Raw genomic sequence first — 24837 nt, forward strand, 5'->3', positions numbered from 1 at the left:
CGCCATGCTTACCTTCGAACACGTCTCAAAAGTATATGACGGTAATCGAATAGCCGTAGCCGATTTTAACCTGGACGTCAAAGCAGGAGAATTTATTGTGTTAATCGGCCCCAGCGGTTGTGGCAAGACCACCACCTTAAAAATGGTTAACCGCCTTATCGAACCCACCGCCGGGGCTATCTACCTTAACGGCAAGGAGATCCGGGAACAAAATCCCGTAGCGTTACGGCGGCATATTGGCTACGTTATCCAGCAGATCGCCCTGTTTCCCAACATGACTATTGCTCAAAACGTAGATGTGGTACCCCGTCTACTGGGATGGCCGGCAGAACGCCGCCGCCAGCGCGTCCGCGAATTACTGGAACTGGTGGGGATGGATCCTGATGAATACTCTGACCGTTACCCTTCAGAGCTAAGCGGGGGGCAGCAACAGCGTATCGGGGTGTTGCGTGCCCTGGCGGCAGAACCGCCGCTCATCCTTATGGATGAGCCCTTTGGTGCCCTTGACCCCATTACACGGGAAAACCTGCAGGAGGAATTGAAGGCCTTGCAGGCCAAGCTGCGCAAGACCATTCTCTTTGTTACCCACGATATGGACGAAGCCCTGAAGCTTGCTGATCGGATTGTGGTAATGAAAGACGGCCACATTGTTCAAGTCGCTGCGCCTGAAGAACTGTTGCGGCACCCAGCCAACGAGTTCGTTGCGTCGTTCATCGGCAAAGATCGGCTGGCCCCCGGACTGGAATTGCGCACCGTAGAACAGGTTATGATTGGTGAACCGGTGACGGTGCGGCCTCATACGGGTGTTGCCGAAGGAGTTGCCACCATGCGTCGTAAAAAGGTAGATACGCTGCTGGTTACCGATGAATCTGGCCGGCTGTTAGGCGCCGTATCTATCGAGGAATTGAATCGCAACTACCAGCGGGCTCACCAGGTGCAGGACTTAATGGCGCGTGATGTTCCTGTAGTGTTCGAGGGAACACCGGCCCGAGAGGCCTTTGACCTGATCACCCGGGAGCGGCTGGAGTACCTGCCGGTAATCGATAAGGAGGGCCGTTTGAAGGGACTGGTCACCAGGACCAGTATGGTCAATGCCCTGGCTTCCGTGGTATGGGGAGATGAAGCAAGTGCTTAGCTGGACGGAGTTTCTGGCTGCCAGAGGTTCAAGTATCCTATCTGCTACCGGGGAACACCTGCTGCTTTCGCTAGGTGCGGTGTTGCTGGGAACCCTTATCGCCGTGCCGTTGGGTATTCTACTCGCCCGCCATGAGCGAGTGGCGTCGGTGGTGCTCGGTATTTCTGGTACTATTCAAACCATTCCCAGCCTGGCGTTTTTTGGATTTGTTCTGCCTTTTCTAGGTATTGGTGTAGTTCCGGCCATGACTGTATTGTTCCTTTACTCGATTCTCCCTATCCTACGCAACACCTATACCGGCATTCGCGAAGTAAGCCCTGCCTATCTGGAAGCCGGCGTAGGTATGGGAATGAACCGACGGCAGCTTTTAACCTGGATACAGTTCCCCTTGGCCTTCCCGGTTATTATGTCTGGCATCCGTGTTTCGACTGTCTATATTATCAGCTGGGCTACCCTTTCGGCCTTAATTGGCGCCGGTGGATTGGGCGATCCAATTCTTGCTGGCATCCACACCTATGATGCCAAGCTCATCATAGCCGGTGCGTTACCCGCTGCCATGTTGGCCATACTGGCCAGCTGGTCACTAGGGCTTGTGGAGCGGGCGGTAACCCCACGAGGGCTGCGGCAGCGATAACCCGCCCGTTTAAAAACCAAATGAGAGGAGGCGAAAGATGGATAGGGTGCTGGCTCTGAGTTGGCAACACCTCAGCCTATCGGTAATAGGAGTAGCGCTGGCCGCGGCGGGCGGCATTCCGTTGGGAATACTGTTGACCCGGTACCGGTGGTTAGCCAAGCCTGTAATGGCAGCCACTGAAGTGATCCAAACTATTCCCAGCTTGGCCATGTTAGCTCTGTTGATGATGCTGTTCGGGCTGGGGGATACTACCCTCGTTGTATCGTTGTTCCTTTATTCCCTGCTGCCTATTGTCCGCAATACCTATACCGGGCTATTAGGGGTAGAACCCGGCCTGCTGGAGGCAGGTAAAGGCATGGGGATGACCAGGAGCCAACTAATATGGCGGGTGCAGGTGCCAATTGCCCTGCCGGTGATCCTGGCCGGCTTGCGTGTAGCTCTTGTCACGGCCATTGGCATTGCGACCATCGGCGTACTCATTGGGGCAGGTGGACTGGGGACGCTAATCTGGCGCGGCATTCAAACGAGGAACAACACCATGGTACTGATGGGGGCCGTACCTGCGGCGCTGCTGGCTATTTTGACCGACGCCGGACTGGCCCTGCTTGAACAAGCATTGGTCCCGCGGGGGCTCAAAAAAAAGGCTGTCTCAGCATTATAAAGTAAGTTAAGGAGGAGATATTTTGCGTCAGAAATGCAAACGAGTGTGGAAGCTGATCGCGCTAGTTACAGGCATTGCTATGTTGCTTTTGGTGGCAGCTGGATGCGGTGGAACAAGGGCTAACGGCGTGGTGGTTGTAGGTTCCAAAGACTTTACCGAAAACATTCTCCTTGGCGAGATGATGGCCCAGCTCATTGAGGCCCATACGGACCTGAAGGTTGAACGCAAATTAAACCTTGGTGGTACCCTGGTTAACTTTAACGCCCTTAAAAAAGGTGACTTAGACCTTTACGCTGACTACACCGGTACCGGCCTGGTGGCAATCTTGAAAAGGGAGGTTATTAATGACCCCCAGAAGGCCTACGATACCGTCCAAAAGGCGTATAACGAGCAGTTCAAGCTGAAATGGCTGCAACCCTTTGGCTTTAATAACACCTACACCCTGGCGGTACCGGAGGAGGTTGCGGAGCAGTATAACTTACAAAAAATTTCCGACCTGAAAAGCGTGGCCAGTGAGATGGTACTTGGGGCCGAGCAGGAATTTTTTAACCGCCCGGACGGCTATGACGGCTTAATTGCCACTTACGGGCTAAATTTCAAAAGCACCAAGCAGATGGAAACCGGCCTAAAATACGAAGCCGTTCGCAACAAAATGGTAGATGTGATCGACGCCTTCGCCACCGACGGCCAATTGATTACCTATAAGCTAAAGATCCTGGAAGATGATAAACAGTTCTTCCCGCCTTACTTTGCTGCACCGTTGGTACGTATGGATACCCTTGAGAAGTATCCGCAACTGGAAGAAATCCTGAACAAGCTGGCAGGCCAGCTCAATGATGATGAAATGCGTCAGCTGAATTATCAGGTAGACGAGGAAAAAAAGGAAGTGGCCCAGGTGGCAAGAGATTTCCTGCTGAAAAAAGGCCTGATCGATTAACATGCGGGTATAAAGCTTACGAAGAGTTTATCTGTACCAAGAACGAGATACTATAGTCGATCTAAAAGGGAACCACCAGTACGACGGAGCCCACCGGTTTCCTACCGGTGGGCAAAATATTTTCCTATCGTATTGATAATCGGGCGCCAGGGGAAATGGCGGCCATGACTGCCCTCAATTCGAACACCATCGCCCGTGCACCAGAAAATGGAGCGACCGGGCCTGGCGCCGGGCAGCATAGTTAACGTCAACAAGGGTATGCTAAACGTAAAAAACTGCAGGCGAATTATACTTATGGATATTCGTTTAGCTATTCCCTTCCTGGGCGGTTTAACCTTTATCCTGGCCCTGGCAGCAGGAGTGGTCCGGCCCTGGCGGGGGTTATTGCTCCTTTGGGCTGTAGGGGTAATTTTTGGCGCCACCGGCCTGGTCCCGGGGTTGTCGGCCCCTTATGTCGCCCTGGCTACAGTCGGGGGAACCGTTGCTCTGATGGCAGCCGAAGGAATTGCCCGGCACTGGTACCGGGGGCATAAAGAAGCTGTCCTGGCAGGAAAACAGTTGCTAACAGGGAGTCTAGCGGTTCTACTCCTGGCCGGGATCTTTCTCGGCTCCCTGTGGGGATTGCTCCTGGCAGGGGGCACCGGCAGCCTGGGAGCGGCTTATTTCGCGCGCCGGCATTCACTATCTGAATTAGCCGTGGGATTATTTTTATCATGCTTACGAGTGGGCGCTTTATTTTTACCGGCTGTGCTGCTGGGCGGGCGCCTGCTTGGACTTTTTTAGACCGGCAGCTTGCGGAAGGCCAACCGGCGTTGTACAATGAATAAAAGGCCTGGTGCTAGGGACTTCATCGCTCCCGCATGAAGTCCAATTTTTACTTTTATAAGGGTGCAGGGGGCCTTAAGGAATGGATTTACGGACCAGAGCTGCCAGGGTATCCATTTTTTCCAATTTTATCCTGGTACTGAGCAAACTAGGGATCGGTTACTGGATGCATTCGGTCAGCGTCATGTCGGAAGCCATCCACTCCGGCCTGGACCTGGTGGCAGCGGCAATAGCCTATTTTTCCGTCCGGGAAGCCAGTAAGCCGGCTGATGCTGAGCACCGCTACGGCCATGGTAAAATTGAAAATATTGCGGGTACCATTGAAGCCCTGCTGATTTTCCTGGCAGCCCTCTGGATTATCTATGAAGCCATAAAAAGGCTTATTAGCGGCGGTCATGCTGTAAACCAACCCCTGACCGGCGTTCTCGTCATGGGCGGGGCCGGCCTCATCAACTACCTGGTTTCCCGCTATCTCTTCCAGGTGGCAAAGGCTACGGAGTCCATCGCCCTGGAGGCCGATGCCTGGCACCTGCGCACCGATGTTTATACTTCCGCTGGCGTGATGCTGGGCCTGGTAGCTCTTTATTTTACCGGTTTCTACTGGGTGGACCCCCTGGTGGCCCTGGTGGTGGCTGCCATGATCATTAGGGCAGCCTATCATTTAACCAGGGAAGCCATGTTGCCCCTGATGGATGTCAGCCTGCCGGCTGAAGAAGAAGAGGTAATTAAAGAAATTATCGCTCGCCATGCCCATGAATATGTTGAATTCCATAAATTACGCACCCGCAAGGCTGGCCGGGACCGCCAGGTAGACCTGCACCTGGTGGTGCCGCGTTACAAGCATATCGATTACGTCCATGACCTCTGCGAGCATATTGGCGATGAGATAAAAGCGGCCCTGCCTTATACCGAGGTTTTAATTCATGCTGAACCCTGTACTTCACCGGTTGATTGCCCGGTGTGCGCCGCCTGCCCGGAGAAGGAAAACGTTCCTCAAAGGCGAATTGATTAGAGGCGAACGGTGTCTATTTTTCGGGGGTGGACCACGGTGCAGATTTATTCCCTTCTCTCCATTTTTTTTGCCTTGCTGGTGGCTATCTTTGCCGTCCAGAATGCAGGTCCGGTAGAAATTAAATTTTTGGCCTGGCAATTTAGCAATATTTCCCTGGTCCTGGTTATCCTGGGGTCGGCAGCCTTTGGTGCCCTGGTGGTATTTTTGCTGGGCGCTGTCAGGCAGGTACGCCAGGCACGGGAAATAAGAGAATTAAAAAGCCAACTTAAAAGACTGCAGGAAACCATATCCAGCCTCGAGCAAGCAGCAGCGGGATCGGGAACAGGGGAAGGCCGGCAGGAAAGGACGAGGCAAGCTTGACGGGTATGCGGTGGGCCATGCCTCCAGTAAACTTGCCGGAGAGACTCGCCCTGGCCCGGGAGTTACATATCTCACCTGTAACGGCGCAAATTCTCCTCAACCGGGGCATTACTACGGCGGCAGCGGCCAGGACTTTTTTCCAGCCGGATCCGGCCAATCTTATCCCGCCGGAAAAAATTCCCGGCCTGCCGGCGGCCCGGGAGCGCCTGGTCCAGGCTATAGTAAACGGGGAAAAAATCATGGTCCATGGTGACTATGATGTCGACGGCCTGGCGGCCACGGCCATTATGCTGGAAACCCTGGCGCGCCTGGGGGTTGAGGCGGAAGTTTACCTGCCCGACCGTCTAACGGAGGGTTACGGTTTAAAAAAGAAGGGTCTCATTAAAGCCCTGGAGTTAAATTGTCAGCTGGTCATAACGGTAGACTGCGGCATTACTTCCCTGGAGGAGGCCATCTTCGCCCGTGAACAGGGGCTGGACCTGATTATTACCGACCACCACCGACCCGGGACAGGCCTGCCCCAGGCTAAGGCTGTCGTCAACCCCCTGCTGGCACCGGGCCTGCCCCCCCTCTGCGGGGCCGGGGTGGCCTTTAAACTGGCTCAGTCCCTGGCGACCCATTTTGGTCTGGTACCCCAGAAAGGTGTGGCCGCTGGCTGGGCTCTTGACCTGGTAGCCCTGGCAACTATCGCTGACGCCGTACCCCTCCTGGGAGAAAACCGCCTCCTGGTCCAGCTGGGTTTAAAGGCCCTGGCCGGAGGCGCGCGGCCCGGCCTGAAGGCTCTGGGAGAGGTGGCAGGCCTGCCAGCCAGGGAGTGGACGTCCCGGGAGGTTGCCTTTGGCCTTGTTCCCCGCTTGAATGCCTGCGGCCGCCTGGGAAGTGCGATGCCAGCCCTGGAAATTTTACTAACTACTTCTCCCCAGCGAGCTCTGGAACTGGCCCAGCACCTGCAGAAGGAAAACCAGGCCCGGAGACACCTGGAGGAGAGCATTGCCGCCGAGGCCGAAGCCATGGCCGTGACGGCTTTAGCTGCAGGAGCAAAAGGCCTGGTCCTGGCGGCCGAGGGCTGGCACCCGGGAGTAACCGGCATTATTGCCGCCCGCCTGGTGGAAAAATATAACTGCCCGGTTGTTTTAATTACTGTGATGGGCGATAGGGGCCGAGGTTCGGGCCGTAGCCTTCCGGGTATTAATCTCCATGAAATCTTAGCCAGGTGCCGTTCCTACCTCCTGTCCTTTGGCGGCCATGCCCAGGCAGCAGGGCTGGAGATCGCTACTAAAGAAATTCCGGCCTTCCGGGCCGCCTTTAATGAAGTAGTAAAGTCACTCATGGCTGAGGTTCAACCTGCTCCGGAAATATCACCTGAGGCGGAAGTCCTTTTCAACCAGCTGGACTGGGATTTACTGGCGGAGCTGGAGGGCCTGGCTCCCTTTGGCGAAGGCAATCCCCGCCCCCTCCTGGTCTACAGTAACGCCCGGTTAAAGGCGGCCCGCCAGGTTGGTAGCAATGGTGCTCATTTAAAATTGACGCTAGCCGGGGAAGGCAGGCAACTGGAGGCCATTGGCTTTAACCTGCAATTACCGCCGGAACTGTCTCCCGGAGACCTGTTGGACCTGGCCTTTTATCTGGAACGGGACAACTACCAGGGAAGGGAGGAGCTGCAGCTCTCCCTGGCAGCCCTCCGGCCGGCCGGCCGGGTACCGGTACTGCCGGTTATAAACAAGGATCTGGTGGCGGCAACCGGCGCGGCAGGTGCCAGTTCAATCTGGTGCCGACAACTGCAAAGAGCCTTAAGTAACAACCGCCCGATCGCGGGTCTGTTATTCGCCACCAGTCTTGCCATCCGCCAGAGCTATTACGGTTTAAAGCGCTGTTTCAAGAATCCAGTATTTTTACGCCCCCTGGGCCCCTGGCTGGGACAGGCGGGTTTAAGCAGGATTTTAACCCGGGAAGGGACGCTCATCACCTGTCACCCCTTCTGGGCAGCAGAAGCAGAGGCCGGGGAAGGTTCTTTCCTCGTATCTGCCCTGGTCACCGGGGAACAGGCGGCAGGGCACCTGTTACGTCCTGTTGGCGGCCCGGCAACGTGGCAGGTATTCCCGGAACTGTTGCCCCTCTTAACAGAACTGCTGGCCAGGGGACAAAACGTTCTCATATATGAAAGGGACGCTGCGCAGACGTTACAGCTGGGTACCCGGTTGCAGCGGGAACTGCCCGGGGTGCGGCTGGCCGTAGATACTTATCTTGATGCCCGGCACCTCTGGCTGGTTCGGGAAACGGCTTTGAGCGGCCGCCTGCCGCTGCTGGTAGCCAACCGGGAGATGCCGGCATGGTTTTATCCCGCCGATGCCGTAATCTTTAATTATCCTCCCGGCAGCCAGGAGGAAATAGAGCTGGCCCTGCCGTTGGCTGAACAGGTACCGGAAGTATATATCAGCCTCCGGGAAGGCGACAGGCAGCCGGAAAACCTGCGCCGGGAACTGGCGGTATTTTACCGCCAGCTGCAAAAAGGGACTAACAACGGCAGCAGACTTTACATAATTAATAATAAAGGTTATCATCAACGATGGTACCTGGCGATTTTTGAAGAACTTGGGCTCATCCGGGTCGAAAGCCGGGGGCGGGAGCTGGCCATCCATCTCCAGGAGGTAGCTGCCAGGTGCAATTTAATGGCTTCCCGGCGTTACCGCCAGCTTTTGGCTGAAACAGAAATGGCCCGGCAATTTTACCGGCAAATTGCAGGCGGGAGGTGATGTCCTGTGGACCTGAAGGAACTGGAGCGACAGGTTAAAAGTTACCAGCCGGGAGCGGACCTGAAACTCCTGGATGACGCCTATCAGTTTGCTGCTGCCGCCCACCAGGGACAGAAACGGCGCTCCGGGGAAGATTTTATTACTCACCCCTTAAATGTAGCTGCTATCCTGGCGGAATTGCAGCTGGACGTGGTGACCATAGCAGCGGCCCTCCTCCATGATGTGGTGGAAGATACACCCATCAGTCTGGATACTATCAGGGAAATTTTTGGCGATGAAGTGGCCCTTCTGGTCGACGGCGTCACAAAGCTCAGCCGCCTGGAATACAAGACCAAGGAAGAACAGCAGGCGGAAACTTTACGCAAGATGTTCCTGGCTATGGCCCAGGATATCCGGGTCATCCTGATTAAACTGGCCGACCGCCTGCATAACATGCGCACCTTGAAGCACCACCCGCCGGAAAAGCAGCAGGAGATCGCCCGGGAGACCCTGGAAATCTTCGCGCCCCTGGCCCACCGCCTGGGTATTTTTCGCCTGAAGTGGGAGCTGGAAGACCAGTCCCTGCGCTATCTCGAGCCTGAACGCTATTATGAGCTGGTCAACAGCATCAACATGAAGCGCCGGGAACGGGAAGAATATATCCAGCAAGTGGTCAAGATCCTGGGGGAGAAATTAGCTGAAGGTGGGATTAAAGCCGACATCCAGGGGCGGCCGAAGCATTTTTACAGTATTTACAATAAAATGATGAAGCAGGGCAAGGAGTTAAGCGAGATATACGACCTTATTGCCGTGCGGGTGATTGTTGATAGTGTAAAGGATTGTTATGCCGTTCTGGGCCTGGTCCACGCCCTGTGGAAACCCATCCCCGGGCGCTTTAAGGACTACATTGCCATGCCCAAACCTAATATGTACCAGTCCCTGCATACAACCGTTATCGGGCCTAACGGGGACCCCTTTGAGATCCAGATCCGCACCTGGGAGATGCACCGCACGGCCGAATACGGCATTGCCGCCCACTGGCGCTATAAAGAAGACGGGGGTAACTCGGACCCGGATTTTGAGAAAAAACTGACCTGGCTGCGGCAGCTCCTGGACTGGCAGCGCGAGATGCGCGATCCCCGGGAGTTCATGGAATCCTTAAAGATCGATCTCTTTTCCGATCGCGTCTACGTCTTTACCCCCAAGGGGGATGTGGTGGAACTGCCGGCCGGTTCGGTACCCATAGACTTCGCCTACCGCGTGCATACCGATGTGGGCCACCGCTGTACCGGGGCCCGGGTTAACGGCCGCATTGTACCCCTGGATTATAAGTTAAAAACAGGGGATATTGTTGAAGTTTTAACCACCAAGGGCAGCCGCCCCAGCCGGGACTGGTTGCACATCGTCAAGACTTCCCAGGCCAAAAACCGCATCCGCCAGTGGTTTAGAAAGGAAGAGCGGGAGAAAAACCTGGCCAGGGGCCGGGAAATGCTGGAAAAAGAATGCCAGAAGCAGGGCTTAGATCCGGAAGAAATCTTAAAACCGGCTCTGCTCCAGGAAGCGGCCCGTAAATTCAATGTGGCCACCAACGAAGACCTGTATGTAATGGTGGGCGATGGGGTCATACCCCCATCCCAGGTACTCGGCCGGCTGAAGGGTGAAGAAGAAGTACCCCCTCCTGCGGAAGTTGCTAAAACAGCAGTTAAGCCCTGGAGCGGCTACGGTAAACCTTCCCATGGTATCCGAATTAAGGGATTGGATAACCTGGATATCCGCCTGGCCCACTGCTGCAATCCCCTGCCCGGGGATGCCATCCTTGGTTATATAACCCGGGGACGGGGTATCAGCGTCCACCGGATCGATTGTCCCAATATTAACCACCACCGGGAAACGGAAAAGGAGCGAATCATTGAGGTGGCCTGGGGGGATACCTCCGATGCCACCTACCAGGTGCATATTGAGGCCCTGGCCCTGGACCGGCCCAATCTGGCCATGGATATTATGGCCGCTGTGGCGGATACCAAAACCATTATTAACTCCGTCCACGCCCGGGCCACCAGAAATGACCAGGCTCTGGTAGACTTAAAGATTGAAATCAGGAGTCTAGAGCACCTGAACTACATTATGGATAAAATCCGCCGTATCCGCGATGTGATGGAGGTCAAAAGGGTAATTCCCGGTTAAATGGATAACGGCTTTGTTTTCATCTCTTTTTGTGTTAAACTGGAAGGCAGGTGACAATTATTAGGGCGGTAGTGCAGCGGGTCAAAAGGGCGCGGGTGACGGTAGAAGGGCAGGAAGTGGGCGCTATTGGCCCAGGGCTCCTGGTTTTCATCGGCGTAGGCCAGGGTGATGATGACCATGACGTTGCCTACCTGGCCGACAAGGTGGCCAATTTGCGGATTTTCGCTGATAACCAAGGTAAAATGAACTTATCGGTCCGGGATGTCGGCGGTGAGGTACTGGCTGTTTCCCAGTTTACCCTTTATGGCGACTGCCGCAAAGGACGGCGGCCAAGTTTTACCGCCGCGGCGCCGCCGGAATTAGCCAGGGAGCTGTACCGGCAATTTGTTGTCGCCCTTGAAGATTATGGCATCAAGGTGGCCACCGGCCACTTCCAGGCCGAGATGCTGGTGGCCCTGGAAAACGACGGCCCGGTGACCATGCTGCTGGATAGTAAGAAGTTGTTTTAAGTTTGGAGTTATTTTTTGGGGATGGGGTTGCTTTATGTATTTAAAAAACCTTGTGGTAGGACCAATTGGCACCAACTGCTACCTTGTGGGTTGCCAGGAAACGAAAGATGGGGCTATCATTGACCCGGGCGCAGAAGGCGAGCGAATTCTCGCGGTAGCCAGGGAAGCGGGATTAAAAATCCGCTATATCATCAATACCCATGGTCATATTGACCATATTGGGGCCAACGGGACCATAAAAAACGCCACTGGTGCCGCCATCCTTATCCATAACAATGATGCTCCCTGTCTTACCGATCCCGGGCGCAATCTTTCCGTGCTCATGGGTGCCAGGGAAAGGAGCCCCGCCGCCGATCGCCTTTTACAGGATGGAGATACTATCACCATCGGCCGGACCATTACCCTGACGGTGATCCATACCCCCGGGCATACCCCGGGCGGTATTTGCCTGAAAGGCAAGGGATTAATATTTACGGGCGATACCCTTTTCGCCGGCTCCATTGGCCGTACTGATTTTCCCGGCGGTTCCTTTAACCAGCTCCTTAATTCCATCAAAGAAAAACTTTTTGTCCTGGAGGATAATCTGAAAATTTATCCCGGCCACGGCCCGGCCTCTACCATTGGTGCCGAGCGGGCCGAGAATCCCTTTTTTAGTTAATGGAGGCCTGAGATGCTGACCAGTAGACCACGGGGTACGGAAGACATCCTGCCGGAAGAGGCAGGCCGCTGGTATTTAATGGAGGCCACCGCCAGGCAGGTGAGCCGGCTATACGGCTACCGGGAAATCCGTACGCCCGTTTTTGAACATACCGAGCTTTTTAACCGCGGTGTGGGGGATACCACCGATATTGTGGAGAAGGAAATGTATACCTTCACCGATCGTGGCGGGCGCAGCTTAACCTTGCGGCCGGAAGGAACGGCGCCGGTGGTGCGGGCCTTCCTGGAACACCACCTGGAGGCCGGGGGATTGCCGGTAAAGCTCTTTTACCTTGGTCCCATGTTCCGTTACGGCCGCCCCCAGGCCGGCCGGCTGCGCCAGTTCCACCAGTTTGGGGTGGAAGCCTTTGGTTCCCGTGACCCGGCCCTGGACGCCGAGGTTATCGCCCTGGCCATGGATTTTTATAACCGCCTGGCGTTGAAGGACCTGGAACTGCATTTAAACAGCGTCGGCTGCCCGGCCTGCCGACCCCGGCACCGGGAGAAACTGCAGGATTACCTGCGGCCGCACCTTGCCGATCTATGCCCCACGTGCCAGGGACGTTTTGAGCGTAATCCTTTGCGCATCTTTGACTGCAAGAGCCCGGTCTGCCAGGAAATAATTGTCGGGGCGCCGACGATTGCCGCCTCCCTCTGTCCGGACTGCGGTGAGCATTTCGAGCGCGTTCAGGAGTACCTGCAAGAACTGGGGATTGACTTTATCCTGGACGAGCACCTGGTGCGCGGCCTGGATTACTACACCAATACAGCCTTTGAAATAATGGTCAAAGGTATCGGGGCCCAGAGTTCCATTGGCGGCGGCGGTCGCTATGATGGCCTGGTGGAGGCCCTGGGTGGTAAACCGATGCCGGGCATTGGCTTTGGCCTGGGCCTGGAACGGGTCTTACTCGCCCTGAAAGCCCAGGACGGGGAATTGACGCCCGATGAAGGGATAGATGTTCTGGTAGTGACGGCTGGTGCCGGGGTAGAGAGGATGGCTGTCCGCCTGCTGGCCAGTTTAAGGGCGGCTGGGTTGAAGGCCGATAAAGACTACCTGGGCCGCAGCCTCAAGGCCCAGATGAAGTATGCCAATCGCTACCCGGCTAAACTGGTAGTAATCCTCGGGGAGGAGGAACTCTCCCGGGGGCAGGTCCTGGTCCGCCGCCTGGATAGTGGTGTCCAGGAAGAAATACCTTTAGACGCAGCAGCTGCTTACTGCCGGCAGGAAAAGGAGCGTGGATTTTAGTGCTTGAGTCTATAGCCGGGCTGCACCGCACTCATGGTTGCGGTGAGCTCAGAGCAACAGATACAGGTAAAGAAGTAACCCTTATGGGCTGGGTGCACCGCCGCCGCGACCACGGCGGCCTCATCTTTATCGACTTGCGCGACCGTTCCGGCCTGGTACAGGTTGTCTGCGACCCGGAGGCAGGACCGGCCTTTAAGAAAGCCGAAGAGGTACGCAATGAATATGTGGTGGCGGTGACGGGTAATGTACGGCCGCGACCGGAAGGGACGGCCAATCCCAGGCTCGCCACCGGCACCATTGAAGTCGAGGCGCGGGAACTGCGCATCCTCAACCGGGCCAAAACACCGCCCTTTTACATTGAGGACAACATTGCTGTCGACGAAGCCTTGCGCCTGCGTTACCGCTACCTGGACCTGCGCCGCCCGGAAATGCAGGACATTATGCACCTGCGTTACCGGACGACCAGGGCTATCCGCGATTTCCTGGACAGCCGGGGTTTCTGGGAAATTGAAACACCTATGCTCACCCGCAGCACCCCGGAAGGGGCGCGGGATTTCCTGGTACCCAGCCGCCTGCGGCCGGGGGAATTCTTTGCCCTGCCCCAGTCACCCCAACTCTTTAAACAAATTCTCATGGTGGCCGGTATAGAACGTTATTTCCAGATTGTCCGCTGTTTCCGGGATGAAGACTTAAGGGCCGACCGCCAGCCGGAGTTTACCCAGCTGGATATGGAGATGTCATTTGTCCAGCGGGAAGATGTTTTAAAGCTGGTGGAAGAATTAATGGCCCATGTTTTCCGGGAAACCCTGGGGGTAGAACTTACCCTTCCCTTGCCCCGGCTGACCTATCAAGAAGCCATGGCCCGCTTTGGTACTGACAAACCTGATCTTCGCTTCGGCCTGGAGATTACCGATGTGTCTGACCTGGTTAGAGATTGCGGCTTTAAGGTTTTTGCCGACGCAGTAGCCCGGGGCGGAGTCGTACGGGGTCTGTGCGTCCCTGGCGGCGCCAGTTTCTCCCGCCGGGAACTGGATGAATTGACGCAAGCTGCAGCCGCCTATGGGGCCAAAGGCCTGGCCTGGATGGCCGTTACGGCCGGAGGTGTCCGCTCTCCCATTGCCAAGTTCTTTACCGGCGAGGAGCTCCAGGAACTGGTGGCCAGGATGGGCGGCCGGGAAGGGGATCTGCTCCTGTTTGTTGCCGATAACGAGATGGTTGCGGCCAGCGTCCTGGGAGCTTTACGCCTGGAGCTGGGCCGGCGGTTACACCTCTATGATCCGGAGCAAATGGCTTTTACCTGGGTAACGGATTTCCCCTTACTGGAATACAGCCCGGAAGAAAAGCGTTATGTGGCCGTCCACCACCCATTTACCATGCCCATGGAGGAGGATTGGCCCTTGCTGGATACCGAGCCCCTGAAGGTGCGCGCCCTGGCCTACGACCTGGTTTTAAACGGCGTCGAGCTGGGCGGGGGCAGCATCCGTATTCACCGCCGCGATATCCAGGAAAAAATGTTCAGCCTCCTGGGCTTTTCCCCGGAAGAGGCCCGGGAGAAATTTGGTTTCCTGCTGGAGGCCTTTGAATACGGCACTCCGCCCCATGGCGGCATTGCCTTTGGCCTGGACCGGATGATCATGCTCATGGCCCGGCGGGATACTATCCGGGACTGCATCGCCTTCCCCAAGACCCAGAGCGGTACCTGCCTGATGACGGCGGCACCTTCGACAGTCGCGCCGGAACAGCTCCTGGAGCTGCATCTCAAAACTACCGCCCGTCCGGAAGGGAAACAAAGCAGTGCTGGTAAAGCATAGCACTTGCAAACCCTTTAAGTTTATGTTAAGATTATGCTTGCAACAGGAGGAATAAAAAATTTTACCCTGCGATGTTCGTGTCGCACCGTGGAGTTTTGAGCCAACACCTATACAAAGGGAGCCCCACCTCTGGGCGTGGCTTGCAGGCCCCCTTGGAGGGGAAGCAAAAAGCGTCCAGGGAGGCACCCACCTGCTGAGAGCGGGTTCATTAAACACACGGTGAGCACGGCATTTGTGGGGTTTTATTTTTTGGGTGGGCAAGGTGGAGAGTTTCTGGTCCCGAACGGAAATGCTCATCGGGCCTGAAGGGCGGGCCCGCCTGGCGGCATCCCGGGTAGCAGTAATTGGTACCGGCGGAGTCGGTTCCTTTGCTGTGGAGGGCCTGGTACGGGCAGGTATAGGCTACCTGGAACTGGTGGATCCGGATGTAGTACGACCCAGCAATATCAACCGCCAGGTGCCGGCCCTCCATTCAACTTTAGGACAGCCCAAGGTTGAAGTCCTGGCCCGGCGCTGCCGGGAGATTAACCCGGAGGCAGTAATTGTTGCCCGGCACGAAGCGTACAGCCCGGCAACGGGTTCTAAATTTGTCCGGCCCGACCTGGATTACATAGTTGATGCCATTGACAGCGTGGGAGCCAAAATTGACCTCCTGGCTACGGCCCTGCAGGCGGGGGTACCTGTGGTCAGCAGTATGGGAGCCGGCAATCGCCTGGACCCCACCAGTTTAAAGGTGGCCGACATCAGTGCCACCCGGGGGTGCCCCCTGGCCCGGGCCGTGCGGCGGGGTCTAAAATCTCTGGGTATCACCACGGGCCTGACGGTGGTCTATTCGGAAGAGCCGCCGCTGCCGGCCCGGCCCAACCCGGAACTGGCGGCAGGTGAGCGACATCCTCCCGGCAGTATGGTTTTTGTCCCGGCCGTGGCCGGCATGATACTGGCCAGCCTGGTGGTACGATACCTCCTTTCCCAAACCAATTGTTAGTTGCCGTGGCTGCAATTATGCTGTATACTGGATAAGGGTATCCCCGGGGAAGGAGGTTCAGTGAAATGAGCAGGAGGCCGGGCGAAGAGAGTTCCTATGCCCCCCAGCGGGATGATTTACTGCTCCGCCTGCGAAAGATCGAGGGCCAGGTTAAAGGTATCCACCGCATGATTGAAGAGGACAAGTACTGTGTTGATATTCTCATTCAGATTGCCGCTGCGCGGGCAGCCTTGAAAAAGGTCGGGACCATGATTTTTGAAGCCCATGTCCGGGGTTGCGTCCGGACGGCCATTGTCAATCAAGAAGATGGAGAAATAATTAATGAATTAATCGATGTTTTAAACCGTTTTATTAGTTAATGGGAAAAGCGAAGGGAGAGAATGGGTTTGGCAGCGCCAAATATCGTTACCCTCACGGATGCCAATTTTAAAGAAGAAGTGCTCGCCGCGCAGCTCCCGGTTTTGGTAGACTTCTGGGCTGTGTGGTGTGGTCCCTGCCGGATGATTGCTCCCCTTGTGGATGAACTGGCGGAGGAATACAAGGGTCGAATCAAGGTGGCCAAGCTGAATGTAGATGAGTATCAAGGACTGGCAGCGGAATATGGCATTATGAGTATTCCTACCCTCTTGCTATTTAAAAACGGCGAAGTTGTCTCCCGGCTCGTAGGGTACCAGGCTAAAGACAAACTGGTCCAGGTGTTGGAGAAGCATTTATAAACCACGGGGATAGCCCACCGGGTAAAGAATCACGTCGCACCCGGTGGGCTATGATGTTATTAGGCATGGTTATTCACAATTTAACCCTTGCTATTATCCCTGTTACGCCTGCGCTGCTGCCACGCCGTTTTTAATTGCCCTTCCCGGCCGTAGTCGCTGGGGTGGTAAAAAACCTTCCCCAGGAGGTTGTCCGGCAGGTACTGTTGTTCCACCCAGCCGCCGGGGTAATCATGGGGGTACTTATAGCCCTTCCCATGGCCAAAGGCGGCTGCACCCCGGTAATTGGCATCCCGCAGGTGGATGGGTACCGGCCCGGCCGTTTCTTTTTCCACTGCTGCCAGCGCAGCGTCAATGGCCTTGATGACCGAGTTGCTCTTGGGGGCCAGGGCAATATAGATGGTGGCTTCGGCTAGGATTATGCGGCCTTCCGGCAAGCCCACCCGTTCCACAGCCTGAGCGGCGGCACTGGCCACCACCAGGGCCTGGGGATCGGCCAGGCCCACGTCTTCGGCGGCATGGATGAGGAGCCGGCGGGCCAGGAAGGCCGGGTCTTCCCCGGCGTAAATCATCCGGGCCAGCCAGTAAAGGGCGGCGTCGGGGTCTGAACCGCGCATACTTTTAATCCAGGCCGAGACGCAGTCGTAGTGCTGGTCACCATCCCGGTCATAGAGGACGGCCCGCTGCTGGATGGCTTCTTCAGCAACCTTGAGGGTAAGGAGGCGCCGGCCCTTTTCGTCCGGTGGGGTGGTGAGGACGGCAAACTCCAGGGCGTTCAAAGCCACCCGGGCATCGCCGTTGGCTACCCTGGCCAGGTGTTCCAGAGCCTCCGGCTCGACTACGACGCTAAATTTACCCAGGCCCCGCTCGGGATCTTGTAAGGCCCGCCGGAGGAGGGTTAGGATGGCTTGGTCGGACAAAGCCTCCAGGCGGAAGATTCTGGAACGAGAACGGATGGCGGCATTAACGGTAAACATGGGATTCTCAACGGTGGCGCCGATAAGGGTGAGTAACCCTTCCTCAACGCAGGGGAGAAGGGCATCCTGAATGTTCCTGGCCCAGCGGTGAATCTCATCGACAAAGATTACCGTCTTTTGCTGGTAATATTTTTCCCGCTCCCGGGCGGCGGCTATGACCCGGCGAATATCGTTAACGCCGTCCAAAACGGCATTTAAAGATTCAAAGTGGGCCCTGGTCATGCGGGCGATAATCCGGGCCAGGGTTGTTTTACCGCTTCCCGGAGGTCCCCAGAGGATAATGGAAGTCAGGCTGTCGTTCTCAATGGCCCGGCGCAGCAGGGTACCGGGCCCGACGATCTTTTCCTGGCCGACAAATTCATCTAAAGTACGCGGCCGCATCCTTACGGCCAGGGGCGCTCGTGCCTCACGGCTTTCCTCGCTGGCCTGCTCGAAAAGGTCCATTCATTACACCTCAATAGGGAATGGGCTTTTTACCTCCATTTTAGCATTTTGCAACTGGATGTAAAATAGCCGTTATTTTTTAATTGACATATGACCGCAAAAGAGTATAATTATTACGAGGTGAAAAACATTGGCTACAGGAGCTTGCGAAACCTGCAACCCGGCAACCTGCAGTTCTACGACCTGTGAGGCCAAAGGGCCGGGCCGCATCCCGCCTCATGAGCTGAGCAACATCAAACACGTTATCGGCATCATGAGCGGCAAGGGCGGCGTCGGCAAGTCTTCAGTAACGGCTTTGCTGGCGGTGGCCTTGCAACAGGCCGGTTACCAGGTGGGCATCCTGGATGCCGACATTACCGGCCCCAGCATCCCCAGGATGTTCGGCGTCCGCCGGCCGCCGGAAGGCACCGGCCACGGCATGATCCCGCCCCAAAGTCACGGAGGTACCCGGATCATGTCCCTTAACCTTTTGCTGCCCCATGAAGATGACCCGGTCATCTGGCGCGGCCCCCTGATCGGCGGGGCTGTCAAGCAATTCTGGACCGATGTCATCTGGGGCGACCTGGATTACCTCCTGGTTGACTTGCCGCCGGGAACCGGGGATGCCCCCCTGACGGTGCTCCAGTCTTTACCCCTGGACGGCCTGGTCATTGTCAGCTCACCCCAGGAACTGGCCCAGATGGTGGTCCGCAAAGCTGTAAAGATGGCGGCCCTGATGAACGTTAAGATCCTGGGTCTGGTGGAAAATATGAGCTATGCCGTCTGCCCGGACTGCGGTAAGGAGATTTATCTCTTTGGTCCCAGCCGTGCCGGAGAAGCGGCAGCAGAAGCCGGTATCACTCTACTGGGCACCCTGCCCCTGGATCCGGACCTGACGGCCCTGTGCGACCACGGCCGGGTGGAAGATTACCGCGGGCCCTTGCTGGAACGGGCCAAGGAGTTTATCAGGAAGATCGCCGGGTAGGATTGACTTTCCTGCCAAGGTAAATGGTTTTAAAAGCCAGGGCCGCCTTTAGCGACCCCCTGGAGGACTTCTTATGGTTTTCTGGCCCCGGAAAAATCCCGGGGCCAGTCATATTTTTATTTAACGCATAACCCTAACCACCTCTTCCAGGGAACGGCGCGGCCGCGGTGCCGGCGTCTGGTCGGGGTAACCAACCGGTATGATGGCTACCGGCCGCAGGTTGGGTGGTAAAGAAAGGACGCGGCTTACCTCAGCTTCACTGAAAGCCCCTACCCAGCAGGTCCCCAGGCCGTAGCCGGTGGCGGCCAGCATGAGGTTGGTGACAGCTGCAGCCGTGTCTTGCAGGCAATATAGATTGCGGCCCCGTTCGCCATAAGCGGTGGCGGCCCTTTCCGGGTCGGCGCATACTACAATGACGACCGGCGCCTGGGCAACGAACTTCTGGCCCAGGGCGGCCCTGGCCAGGGCTTGTTTTAGATCGTCCTTATAGATGCAATAGAAAAACCAGGGCTGTACGTTACCGGCCGAAGGCGCGGCGCAGGCTGCCTCCAGCAGGCGGCCAATGGTAGCTTCGGGAACGGGGTCGGGCTTGAAACGGCGGATGCTCCGCCGTTCTTTAATGCAATCGATTACGTCTTTAGTCAAGGTCCAGGCCTCCTCTGGGCTGTATTTCCAGCAAGAATAAAAGTAGCATACCTTGCCAGGAAGTGCAAGTCTTGGGCAGGAAAGATGCAGTTCCTGCTCTAAAAGCTTTTCGGGGTATTAGTTACTGCAACAGACCAGCTGATAAAATAGGGGCTGAATAAAGATTACCTTGTATTTCGCTAAATAATATTGACGGCGAATAACAAAGACCGTATTATAGTAATTGGAATTATAAAGGGGAGAGTGAGAACCATACATGAACAGGCGTGAATTTCTAAAACGCACCGCCGTGGCCGGTATTGCCGGCGGGATAGCCCTCACCGGATTGAACAAGCTTGAAACCGCCTGGGCAGCTACAACACCGGTAGGTACGCTGATTGATTTGACCAAATGTGATGGCTGCGCTGATAAAAAATTGCCTGCCTGTGTGGCAGCCTGCCGGGAAACTAACCGCGACCGTTTTCCCCAACCGCGACCCGAAGACATCCGGCCCTACTGGCCCCAGAAAAAATTTGAAGACTGGTCCAAAAAGCAGGATGTAACCAACCGCCTGACTCCTTATAACTGGACTTTTGTCCAAAAAGTTGAAGTAGAATACCAGGGTAAAAAGGCAACTGTGTTTATCCCCAGGCGGTGTATGCATTGCGATAATCCCCCCTGTGCCAACCTGTGCCCTTTCAGCGCCCAGGAAAAAACGCCCGAAGGGCCAGTGCTGATAGATCCCAATATCTGCTTTGGTGGGGCCAAGTGCCGTGAAGTCTGCCCCTGGCATATTCCCCAGCGGCAGGCGGGGGTAGGTTTATACTTAAAAGTAGCCCCCAAGTTTGCGGGCGGGGGAGTGATGTATAAATGCGATCTCTGTTACAGCAGGATTACCAGGGGAGCCCTGCCGGCCTGCGTAGAGGCTTGTCCCCGGGAAGCCATAGCCTTTGGGCCCAAGGAAGAAATGCGTAAAAAAGCCCGCGCCAGGGCAGCCGCCATTAACGGCCATATATATGGGGAAAAAGAAAATGGCGGTACTTCTACCTTTTATGTTTCGGCAGTACCCTTTACAGTCCTGCACCGGGCTTTAATGGAGCAAAAACAGAGCCCCGGTTTACCTGTGGAAGTAGAAAACTATCTCGAAACTGCCAATGGGCTGGCCCAGGGGTTGCTGCTGGCGCCGGTAGCCGGTGTCCTGGCAGCTGGCCTGGCAGTATATAAAGGCATGAAAGGTGATGGGAATAATGAATAAAAGCGGGCGCATTAAAAGGCATAGCCTCGCGGTACGGTTCGTGCACTGGTCGGTAGCCATTTCTACCTTTCTCCTGATCTTCAGCGGCCTGGGGCAATTACCCCTTTACCAGCGCTATATGGTTGATAAGATTCCGGGCTTAACCTGGTCCTCTAATTTCCACATTACCCTTACCCTGCATTATGTGGCGGCTGTCTGGCTGGTATTTGCGGCTGCTTTTCATATCGTTTATCACAGCTTGCGCCGCGAGTTTACTATCCTGCCCCGTCGCGGCGATGTCAGAGAGTCTATAATCGTTATCAAAGCCATGCTGGGGTTAGGTGAAGAACCTCCTGCCGATAAGTACCTGGCTGAGCAACGTGTGGCCTATGCTTTTATTGCCTTTAACCTGCTCTTGCTTATTGTTACCGGATTCATTAAAGTGATTAAAAATTTCCCGGGCATCACTTTTTCTGATACTCTTCTTGACTGGGCTACCAACCTGCATAACCTGGGAATGGTAATGATTATAGTCGGCATTATTGCCCACCTGGCGGCCTTTATCTTTAAAGCCAACCGGCCCCTTTTGCCCGGTATGTTTACCGGCTACGTGGATGAGGAGTATGTCCGTAAGAGGCATTCTTTATGGTATGAAAGATTACAAAAGAAGTTAAGCAGTTAAACATTAAATACCTTTGGCGATTAATACCGCCCTGGCCCCGGAAGTAACCTCCGGGGCTATTTTTTATGCGGCCTGCTATGGTAAAATGAGGAAGGAAACTAATATCAGTATATTTTCTTTCTATCCGGGATAATTTAAAAAGCAGAGTAAAAAAGTCAACTTTAGCGTTGACAATACCCGAGTTAGTTGCTAAGATATTATTACCGAGCAAACCACTAGGGATTGGAGGTGGTGGGGTGAAACTCTCAACGCGGGGCGAATATGGCCTGCGGGCCATGTTTGACCTGGCCCAGCATTACGGCGAAGGCCCCATCCCTATTAAAAGTGTGGCCGAAAGGCAGGATATATCCGAGCACTACCTGGAACAGCTTATTGCCGTTTTGCGTAAGGCCGGCCTGGTGAAAAGTGTCCGGGGCGCCCAGGGCGGATATATCTTGAGCCGTGACCCGGAAGAAATTACCGTGGGGGATATCATCCGTGTGCTGGAAGGCCCCATTGCCCCGGTAGATTGCCTGAATGCCGGCGAAGGCGAGGGCTGCGAGCGGGCAGAAACCTGTGTCACCAGGGACATCTGGGAAAAGGTGCGCGACAGCATCAGCGACGTCCTGGACAGCTTTACCCTGGCCGACATGGTAGCCAGAGCCAGTAAAATGCAGCAAGACGACAAATACTATATGTACTATATCTAGCGAAAGAAAAGGGTGTAATTATGCGCAGGGTTTACCTTGATCACAGTGCCACCACACCGGTCCGTCCTGAAGTACTGGATGCTATGTTGCCCTTTCTTAAGGAGGATGCCTTTGGCAATCCTTCCACCATTTACAGCTACGGCCGGGAGGCGAAAAAGGCCCTGGACGAGGCCCGGGAAAAGGTAGCCGGCCTGATTGGCGCCCGGCCGGAGGAGATTTTCTTTACCAGCGGTGGTACTGAGGCCGATAACCTGGCCCTCATCGGCACGGCGACGGCCAACGAAAAAAAAGGCCGCCATATTATAACCTCCAGTATCGAGCACCATGCCGTCCTGCACACGGCGCAGTATTTAATGCGCCTGGGCTTTAAAGTAACATTCCTGCCGGTAACCCCGGAAGGCCTGGTGCGGGTAGAGGATGTGGAAGAAGCCATTACCCCTGAAACCATCCTCATCAGCGTCATGCACGTCAACAATGAAGTGGGTACCATCCAGCCTATTAAAGAGATAGGGCAGCTTGCCCGGGAGCGGGGGATTATCTTTCATACTGACGCCGTCCAGAGCGTGGGCAAAATCCCCGTTAATGTCGATGAGCTGAATGTCGACCTGCTCTCGGCTTCCGGCCATAAGATATACGGGCCCAAGGGCGTTGGATGTCTTTATATCCGTAAAGGCACCAGGATTAACCCCCTCCTCCACGGCGGGGCCCAGGAACGTAAGCGCCGGCCGGGCACGGAAAACATGCCGGGTATTGTCGGCTTTGGCCGGGCGGCGGAACTGGCCGGCCAGGAACTGCCTCAGGAAATGAAACGCCTGCAGGCCTTGAGGGACAAGCTGATTGACGGTATTCTGAACCGGATTGAGGATGTACAGTTAAACGGCGACAGAGAAAAACGGGTAGCCACCAATGCCAACTTCAGCTTCCGCTATGTAGAAGGCGAATCCCTGCTTCTGAGCCTGGACATGAAGGGCATCTGTGCTTCCAGCGGTTCGGCCTGTACTTCCGGTTCCCTGGACCCGTCCCATGTCCTGCTGGCCATGGGAATTCCCCATGAAGTGGCCCACGGCTCGGTACGTATGACCCTGGGCCGTGATAATACGGAAGCAGATATTGACTACGTCCTGGAAGTTATGCCGGAGATAGTGGCCCGGTTGCGTGCCATGTCGCCCCTGTACAACAGGTAAAAAAAGGAGAAACAAAGGAGTGAGCAGGGTGTATTCGGAAAAGGTTATGGACCATTTTACCAATCCCCGCAATGTGGGCGAGATTGAAAATCCCAGCGGTGTCGGTGAAGTGGGTAACCCCGTTTGCGGCGATATCATGCGCCTGTACATCCAGGTGGAAGACGGTATAATCAAGGATTGTAAGTTCAAAACCTTTGGCTGCGGTGCCGCCATTGCCACGAGCAGCATGGTAACGGAAATGGTCAAAGGAAAAACAATAGAAGAAGCACTGCAAATAACCAATAAGGCGGTAGCCGAGGCCCTTGACGGCCTGCCAGCCCAGAAGATGCACTGTTCCAACCTGGCTGCTGATGCCCTGCATAAAGCCATCGAAGATTACCGGAATAGGAATAAGAAAGCCTCTTGAGTGGATAAAACTAAATTCAGGGGGTGGCCAAAGCGGCCCGCAAGGAAAAAGTTATGGTGGCCATGAGCGGCGGCGTGGACAGTTCTACGGCCGCCGCTTTATTGAAGGAAGCCGGCTATGAAGTAATCGGCGTTACCCTGGACCAGTGGCCCGAGGGTACGCCTCCTCCGGCAGGGGAAACCGGCTGTTGCAGTCTTGCTGCCGTCGACGATGCCCGCCGGGTGGCCGGTATCCTGGATATACCTTATTATGTCTTAAACTTTCGCGAGCTTTTTGAGCGTGAAGTTATTGATTACTTCATTACATCTTACCTGAAAGGGGAAACTCCCAATCCCTGTATAGCCTGCAACCGAAAGGTGCGGTTTGATGCCCTTTTAAAAAAGGCCAGGGCCCTGGGTATGGATTATCTTGCCACCGGCCATTATGCCCGGCGCCTTTACGATGCCAGGCGCGGCCGGTATCTCCTGGCCAAAGGGCGGGATGCCGATAAAGACCAGAGCTATGTCCTTTATTCCTTTACCCAGGAACAGCTGGCCCATACCCTGCTACCCCTGGGGGATTATACTAAAAAAGAAGTGCGCCAGATTGCCAAAAGTTATGGCCTGCCGGTAGCTGAAAAGGCCGAATCCCAGGATATTTGTTTTATCACCGAGGGTGATTATCGTGATTACCTCCGGAGCAGGGTGGCGCAGGCTATAAAACCTGGTCCCATCCTGGATGTCAAAGGTCGGGTGGTTGGCCAGCATCAGGGACTCCCTTATTACACCATCGGCCAGCGCAAAGGCCTGGGCCTGGCCCTGGGCAAGCCCTGCTTTGTGGTAGCCCTGGATCCAGAACGCAATGCTGTTATTGTCGGCGGCAAAGAAGACCTGGAGCGACGCGTTCTCTATGCCCGGGACAACAATTACATCCTGTGGGGGGAACTGCCATCCCACGCCCGGGTAACGGCGAAAATTCGTTACCGGGCCCCCGAGGCGGCAGCTACCGTGTACCCCATGGAGGACGGCCGCGCCAGGCTGGAGTTTGACGAGCCCCAGCGGGCCATTACCCCGGGCCAGGCCGTCGTCTACTACCAGGGCGACCTGGTGGTAGGCGGCGGTACTATCGAGGCTACCTTTGCTCATGATTGAGGGCGCATGCTGTTAACCTTCCCTGGTTATACTAGAGGAAGGTTATCTTTTTTAGTGGAGGTT

Annotated in this window: 25 protein-coding genes and 1 other RNA gene; 24 read left to right on the plus strand and 2 right to left on the minus strand. The window is 55.6% G+C overall.

Annotated features, from left to right (window positions below):
* Positions 1-4 precede the first annotated feature (4 nt).
* From FLZ89_RS11030 to trxA, 17 genes are all read left to right on the plus strand, one after another.
* A complete protein-coding gene (locus FLZ89_RS11030; protein ID WP_141304968.1) occupies positions 5-1135 on the plus strand; it encodes a betaine/proline/choline family ABC transporter ATP-binding protein in 1131 nt (376 codons plus the stop codon).
* A complete protein-coding gene (locus FLZ89_RS11035; RefSeq protein ID WP_141304969.1) occupies positions 1119-1769 on the plus strand; it encodes an ABC transporter permease in 651 nt (216 codons plus the stop codon). The genes FLZ89_RS11030 and FLZ89_RS11035 overlap by 17 nt, the downstream gene beginning before the upstream one ends.
* Positions 1770-1806: 37 nt before the next feature.
* Entirely contained in the window at positions 1807-2430 is a 624-nt protein-coding gene (locus FLZ89_RS11040) for an ABC transporter permease (RefSeq protein ID WP_141265081.1), read from the plus strand.
* 22 nt (positions 2431-2452) lie between these two features.
* On the plus strand, positions 2453-3367 hold the full coding sequence (locus FLZ89_RS11045; RefSeq protein WP_141265080.1) for a glycine betaine ABC transporter substrate-binding protein: 915 nt from the start codon (positions 2453-2455) through the stop codon (positions 3365-3367).
* A 195-nt stretch (positions 3368-3562) separates the two neighbouring features.
* Positions 3563-4150, plus strand: a complete 588-nt coding sequence (locus tag FLZ89_RS11050) for a hypothetical protein (RefSeq protein ID WP_172613569.1) — start codon at positions 3563-3565, stop codon at positions 4148-4150.
* 124 nt (positions 4151-4274) lie between these two features.
* Positions 4275-5204, plus strand: coding sequence for a cation diffusion facilitator family transporter (locus tag FLZ89_RS11055; protein WP_141265078.1), 930 nt, complete (start codon positions 4275-4277; stop codon positions 5202-5204).
* A 36-nt stretch (positions 5205-5240) separates the two neighbouring features.
* The gene (locus FLZ89_RS11060; RefSeq protein WP_172613570.1) at positions 5241-5564 is read left to right on the plus strand and encodes a LapA family protein; all 324 of its coding nucleotides are present in this window, start codon (positions 5241-5243) and stop codon (positions 5562-5564) included.
* 5 nt (positions 5565-5569) lie between these two features.
* Positions 5570-8317 (plus strand): single-stranded-DNA-specific exonuclease RecJ, encoded by a 2748-nt coding sequence (gene recJ / locus FLZ89_RS11065; protein WP_216363885.1) that lies wholly within the window; start codon positions 5570-5572, stop codon positions 8315-8317.
* Between the two features lie 6 nt (positions 8318-8323).
* Positions 8324-10480, plus strand: a complete 2157-nt coding sequence (locus tag FLZ89_RS11070; RefSeq protein WP_141265077.1) for a RelA/SpoT family protein — start codon at positions 8324-8326, stop codon at positions 10478-10480.
* A 59-nt stretch (positions 10481-10539) separates the two neighbouring features.
* Positions 10540-10989, plus strand: coding sequence for a D-aminoacyl-tRNA deacylase (gene dtd / locus FLZ89_RS11075; RefSeq protein WP_141265277.1), 450 nt, complete (start codon positions 10540-10542; stop codon positions 10987-10989).
* A gap of 34 nt (positions 10990-11023) precedes the next feature.
* Entirely contained in the window at positions 11024-11647 is a 624-nt protein-coding gene (locus FLZ89_RS11080; protein ID WP_141304970.1) for an MBL fold metallo-hydrolase, read from the plus strand.
* 12 nt (positions 11648-11659) lie between these two features.
* Complete coding sequence (hisS, locus tag FLZ89_RS11085) at positions 11660-12931, plus strand: histidine--tRNA ligase (protein ID WP_141304971.1); 1272 nt, start codon at positions 11660-11662, stop codon at positions 12929-12931.
* Positions 12931-14742: an aspartate--tRNA ligase gene (gene aspS / locus FLZ89_RS11090; RefSeq protein WP_172613572.1), complete on the plus strand. Its 1812-nt coding sequence runs from the start codon at positions 12931-12933 to the stop codon at positions 14740-14742. Before hisS ends, aspS begins: the two co-directional genes overlap by 1 nt.
* A 60-nt stretch (positions 14743-14802) precedes the next feature.
* Positions 14803-14987: non-coding RNA, 6S RNA (ssrS, locus tag FLZ89_RS11095), on the plus strand.
* Positions 14988-15031: 44 nt separating this feature from the next.
* Positions 15032-15727: a tRNA threonylcarbamoyladenosine dehydratase gene (locus FLZ89_RS11100; RefSeq protein ID WP_172613573.1), complete on the plus strand. Its 696-nt coding sequence runs from the start codon at positions 15032-15034 to the stop codon at positions 15725-15727.
* A 65-nt stretch (positions 15728-15792) separates the two neighbouring features.
* Positions 15793-16086, plus strand: coding sequence for a metal-sensitive transcriptional regulator (locus FLZ89_RS11105; protein ID WP_141265073.1), 294 nt, complete (start codon positions 15793-15795; stop codon positions 16084-16086).
* A gap of 21 nt (positions 16087-16107) precedes the next feature.
* The gene (gene trxA / locus FLZ89_RS11110; protein ID WP_172613574.1) at positions 16108-16443 is read left to right on the plus strand and encodes a thioredoxin; all 336 of its coding nucleotides are present in this window, start codon (positions 16108-16110) and stop codon (positions 16441-16443) included.
* 80 nt (positions 16444-16523) lie between these two features.
* On the opposite strand, the gene FLZ89_RS11115 is transcribed toward trxA, so the two are convergent.
* Positions 16524-17861: an AAA family ATPase gene (locus FLZ89_RS11115; RefSeq protein WP_141304973.1), complete on the minus strand. Its 1338-nt coding sequence runs from the start codon at positions 17859-17861 to the stop codon at positions 16524-16526.
* A 130-nt stretch (positions 17862-17991) separates the two neighbouring features.
* On the opposite strand from FLZ89_RS11115, the gene FLZ89_RS11120 reads away from it, so the two are divergent.
* Positions 17992-18825, plus strand: a complete 834-nt coding sequence (locus tag FLZ89_RS11120) for an Mrp/NBP35 family ATP-binding protein (protein ID WP_141304974.1) — start codon at positions 17992-17994, stop codon at positions 18823-18825.
* A 120-nt stretch (positions 18826-18945) separates the two neighbouring features.
* On the opposite strand, the gene FLZ89_RS11125 is transcribed toward FLZ89_RS11120, so the two are convergent.
* Complete coding sequence (locus tag FLZ89_RS11125; RefSeq protein WP_141265275.1) at positions 18946-19470, minus strand: nitroreductase family protein; 525 nt, start codon at positions 19468-19470, stop codon at positions 18946-18948.
* A 256-nt stretch (positions 19471-19726) separates the two neighbouring features.
* Between FLZ89_RS11125 and FLZ89_RS11130 the strand changes: the two genes are divergently transcribed.
* From FLZ89_RS11130 to mnmA, 6 genes are all read left to right on the plus strand, one after another.
* The gene (locus FLZ89_RS11130) at positions 19727-20704 is read left to right on the plus strand and encodes a 4Fe-4S dicluster domain-containing protein (RefSeq protein ID WP_141265067.1); all 978 of its coding nucleotides are present in this window, start codon (positions 19727-19729) and stop codon (positions 20702-20704) included.
* A complete protein-coding gene (locus tag FLZ89_RS11135) occupies positions 20697-21365 on the plus strand; it encodes a formate dehydrogenase subunit gamma (RefSeq protein ID WP_216363886.1) in 669 nt (222 codons plus the stop codon). The genes FLZ89_RS11130 and FLZ89_RS11135 overlap by 8 nt, the downstream gene beginning before the upstream one ends.
* 236 nt (positions 21366-21601) lie before the next feature.
* On the plus strand, positions 21602-22054 hold the full coding sequence (locus FLZ89_RS11140; protein WP_141265066.1) for an RrF2 family transcriptional regulator: 453 nt from the start codon (positions 21602-21604) through the stop codon (positions 22052-22054).
* A 20-nt stretch (positions 22055-22074) separates the two neighbouring features.
* A complete protein-coding gene (gene nifS / locus FLZ89_RS11145) occupies positions 22075-23238 on the plus strand; it encodes a cysteine desulfurase NifS (RefSeq protein ID WP_141265065.1) in 1164 nt (387 codons plus the stop codon).
* A gap of 28 nt (positions 23239-23266) precedes the next feature.
* Positions 23267-23644, plus strand: a complete 378-nt coding sequence (gene nifU / locus FLZ89_RS11150; protein ID WP_141265272.1) for a Fe-S cluster assembly scaffold protein NifU — start codon at positions 23267-23269, stop codon at positions 23642-23644.
* Positions 23645-23697: 53 nt separating this feature from the next.
* Entirely contained in the window at positions 23698-24774 is a 1077-nt protein-coding gene (mnmA, locus tag FLZ89_RS11155) for a tRNA 2-thiouridine(34) synthase MnmA (protein ID WP_141305326.1), read from the plus strand.
* Positions 24775-24837: the final 63 nt, after the last annotated feature.

Source organism: Moorella sp. E306M, from assembly GCF_006538385.1.
Classification (GTDB): Bacteria; Bacillota; DSM-521; order Neomoorellales; family Neomoorellaceae; genus Neomoorella.